Source organism: Aeromicrobium sp. (genome assembly GCF_036675695.1).
Classification (GTDB): domain Bacteria; phylum Actinomycetota; class Actinomycetes; order Propionibacteriales; family Nocardioidaceae; genus Aeromicrobium.
Map to the genome: position 1 here is coordinate 1 of NZ_JAKFEL010000043.1, position 3,304 is coordinate 3,304.

General features: G+C 64.8%; 4 protein-coding genes. 1 reads left to right on the forward strand and 3 read right to left on the reverse strand.

Annotated elements, in window-relative coordinates; genetic code table 11:
* Positions 1-551 precede the first annotated feature (551 nt).
* On the forward strand, positions 552-887 hold the full coding sequence (locus V6M39_RS02255) for a hypothetical protein (protein ID WP_332642033.1): 336 nt from the start codon (positions 552-554) through the stop codon (positions 885-887).
* Between the two features lie 60 nt (positions 888-947).
* Here the strand turns inward: V6M39_RS02255 and V6M39_RS02260 are convergent, their stop codons facing one another.
* From V6M39_RS02260 to V6M39_RS02270, 3 genes are all read right to left on the reverse strand, one after another.
* Complete coding sequence (locus tag V6M39_RS02260; RefSeq protein WP_332642034.1) at positions 948-1,187, reverse strand: hypothetical protein; 240 nt, start codon at positions 1,185-1,187, stop codon at positions 948-950.
* A gap of 93 nt (positions 1,188-1,280) precedes the next feature.
* Positions 1,281-1,556, reverse strand: coding sequence for a hypothetical protein (locus V6M39_RS02265; protein ID WP_332642035.1), 276 nt, complete (start codon positions 1,554-1,556; stop codon positions 1,281-1,283).
* Between the two features lie 141 nt (positions 1,557-1,697).
* The gene (locus tag V6M39_RS02270; RefSeq protein ID WP_332642036.1) at positions 1,698-3,041 is read right to left on the reverse strand and encodes an HNH endonuclease signature motif containing protein; all 1,344 of its coding nucleotides are present in this window, start codon (positions 3,039-3,041) and stop codon (positions 1,698-1,700) included.
* Positions 3,042-3,304 lie beyond the last annotated feature (263 nt).

Genomic DNA, 3,304 nt, shown 5'->3' on the forward strand with positions numbered 1-3,304 from the left:
CTGTGGCGCCTGAAAGCCATTCCGCGCCGACTCGCTTCGCGTAGAACTGAAAGTAGTCCGGCTCGACGACCCCGCTCCACCTCATGCCAGAAGTGTTCCAAACGCCAAGGCACTCCCGCACGATTCGCGGCAGGTGAGTGCGAGCAGGGCTCAGTGCCAGCGTGTGAAGACGAGGGCCACGATGTTGGAACCCCGGTAACGACGAACTCCGACCGGTCGGCCCGACTCGTCGACCCCGTCGAGGAGTTTTTGGATTCTGAGCGAATCTTCCGAGATGTTCGTCGACGAGAGCCCATCAGACTCCACAACCAGATTCGCAACCGATGCCGCGCTTTGCGCATCAAGCTGACTGAGCCACATGTGGTCCAGGTCCAACTTGGTCCCGTCCGGAAGCGCAAGCCGACCATCGTTCAGTACGCGAATCGCTGTCACTCGACCGAGTTTAAGTCGTTCGCTCACCGGCACGACCGAGCCAATCGCGGCATGAGCGCTCACCTCAGGGGGCGTGCAAGCATCACCATGTGCGCGATGATCGAATGACGATTCGGCTCATGACCGACGACGTAAGCGGCGTGGCTCTTTGGCTCGATTCGGGTCAGGACTACGCAGGCTCCAAGTTCGAATACCTCTTCCTGTCGGCGCGCGAGCCGGAGGATCTCCTTCCGATCACGCCTGCACTGCGCGACCGCATCCGCGCCTGGGTAGACGAGTACACGGCGTCGATCGGTGATGGGATGGGTTTCAATCATCTGGATCACGATCGGCGCGGATACGCGCTCAGCCAGGAACTGCAGACCGAACTCGGCCTCGTCGAGTTCAAGGTCAAGTACGTCTTCAACACCGACGAGGTTCGTCGAGAAGTGAAGGCCGCTCACGCGCTCCGCTGAGATAGGGGGTTGCGACCGCTGATCGGCGCGACCGAGCGGATCGCGGCATGGTTGGGCGCATCAGCTCGATGGAAACCGCGGGACCGGATCACGTCGCTGCGTCGCCGCCACGCACTCAAGCCAGTCCCGGAAGGACGCTGGGTCGGAGGACCTCGCTGAGTCAGCCGTCGGCTCCATGGCGATGAGCATCTCCTGAAGCGACACTCGATCCGGATCCGGTTCGCGATCCATGTACTGCCAGACGTAGCGATAGGCAGCTTCGAATGCCTGCGCTTGCGTCAGCGGCTCCGAGTGGGTCACGCTCCCATGGTAACGATGAACCGGCGGGGTCGGACCTGATCGCGACGGGGTGGGGCGGTACCTAGGATTCGGTGTGTGACCGAGATTGACCTATCAGTCGATGGCGAACCAGTCGCCCTGATCGACACCATCCGTCTCCGTCAGTCGGAGCCCCATCCTGGCGGCCACCGATATCTGCTGAATCTCAGCGGCCAGGCGCTGTCGATCTTCAACCGCTTCGGCAGCGCCGCCTCCACGACGCAACAACGGCCCGATCAGGCTGCCGTGTTCTTCGCCATCGAGAGCATCGCTGCAGGAATGCCGGGAGAAGGCCAGGTTCCCGCCCGATTCATCTTGAACACGGTCGAACAGGTCGTTCGTGAAGATCACCGGGTGGCTGTCATAGGGGTGTGCTCCGTCCCGATCCAGTGACCGCTCATCGGCATGTGCGTGCACCTCAGTGGCGCGCTCAGCGACTCACCCTGAGCGCGCCACTGACCCCGCTGGTGGGCGGGGTGCGGTGCGTGAGAGCTATTCGTCGGGGTCGGGTGCGCGGGGTGGGTCGAGGGCGCGGGTGCCGTCGGGTCCGACGAGGAAGTGGTGGCCTTGGGGGCTGGCCCACAGGTAGTAGCCGGGCAGGATCACGGTGTAGCGCCAGTTGCTGAAGGTCTTGGCACGGTGATGTCGCCTGCATCCCGGGGCGAGGTTGCAGGGGCAGGTCGGGCCGCCCTTGTTGTGCGGGACCACATGGTCCAGGTCGCACTTCGATGCCGGGCGCCCACACCAGGGGAAGCGACAGGCGTGGTCCCTTTGTTCGACCCGGCGGCGGATCCGGTCGGGGATCTCGTAGGAATCGACGGGGACGCAATCGGCCAGGTCGATCACCGGGCGCACGGTCACGGTCGTGTTGGGGGCTTGGAGCCATTCCTTGATCTGTGCCGCGTTCACCGGGGCACGGCCCTGGTCCCACCGGCCGACGGGGTTCGCGAACGGGTTCCCGGACTCGTCTGCGTTGAGGGTGGTGTCGGTGATGTGGACGCTCATCTCGACCTTGCGCCCCGGGGATTCGGCGATCACTTCACCGGTCTCCCCATCGGCAAACAGGAGGTCCAGGGCGAGGTCCTGGCGGGCGATGTCGCCGACGGACTTGGACCGACGCACATCGAAGGAGTCGGTGTCGCCCAGCTTCCCGCGGAGCTTGGCTCGGCGGGACAACGCGAGGTCGAAGTCATGGGCGTCAGCGGCGTCCAGGACGCTGTGGGACTCGACCTGCCCGTTCGCGTCGACCTCACCGAAGTCGACCCGGCGTCGCTCGGCGGCGGCCTGGCGCTCTTGCTCGGCGCGTTCGGGGTCGAACCGGATGACTGCCTCGGTGACGAGGCGTTCGAGTTGCGCCCACCCGACCCCGCCGACGGCAGCCAACTGGCGATCCACAAAGGCCGCGGCGTCAGCGTTCAACGGGCGGGTGAGGTCAGCGATCCGTTCGGCACGCCACGGCTCCAGGCAACCCTCGACCACAGCGGCGTAGATGCCGGGCAGGCGCCAGGCGCACTCGATGATCCGCCCGACGTACGCACGCCCACCATCGGGACTCCTCCCCAGGACGGCGATGAACTCCATCAGGTTGAACTCCGAGACCAACGGCGCACCGTCGCCGGCGATCGGAACCCCGGTGTCGATCACACCGTCCATGATCGTCGCCGCACGCTCGACAGACGTCACGATGGTGCGGTTCGCCCACGCCACAGCATCAATCCATTCACCGACCACCAGCTCCCGGCGGTCACGGACCTTGGTCTGGACGTCGGTGAGGATCTCGGCCGTCGACCGGGCATCACTAATGCCGGTCAGCTGGGGCTGGGTTCCGAGATCCATACATGTATTGGATCATCGAGGTCCGACACTACGAAGCGACGCAAACCTGCCTGTGGACAGGCGAAAGCCCTGATGGTGGTTGTGGAGAGTTGGTGGTCTCGAGATGGTTGCTGCGCAACCTCCTCGACCAACGGGCGACGGTTGCTGCGCAACCTCCTCGACCAACGGGCGGGTGCGTCTCGATACGCGACTCGCTGGCGCTCGCCGCTACTCGACGAGCTTGGGTGGTCTCGAGACGGTTGCTGCGCAACCTCCTCGACCAA

What these genes read in the sequence shown, in the direction of transcription:
- V6M39_RS02255 (WP_332642033.1), top strand. Translation starts at nt 552, where the DNA reads ATGACCGACGACGTAAGCGGCGTGGCTCTTTGGCTCGATTCGGGTCAG.
- V6M39_RS02270 (WP_332642036.1), bottom strand. Translation starts at nt 3,041, where the DNA reads ATGGATCTCGGAACCCAGCCCCAGCTGACCGGCATTAGTGATGCCCGG.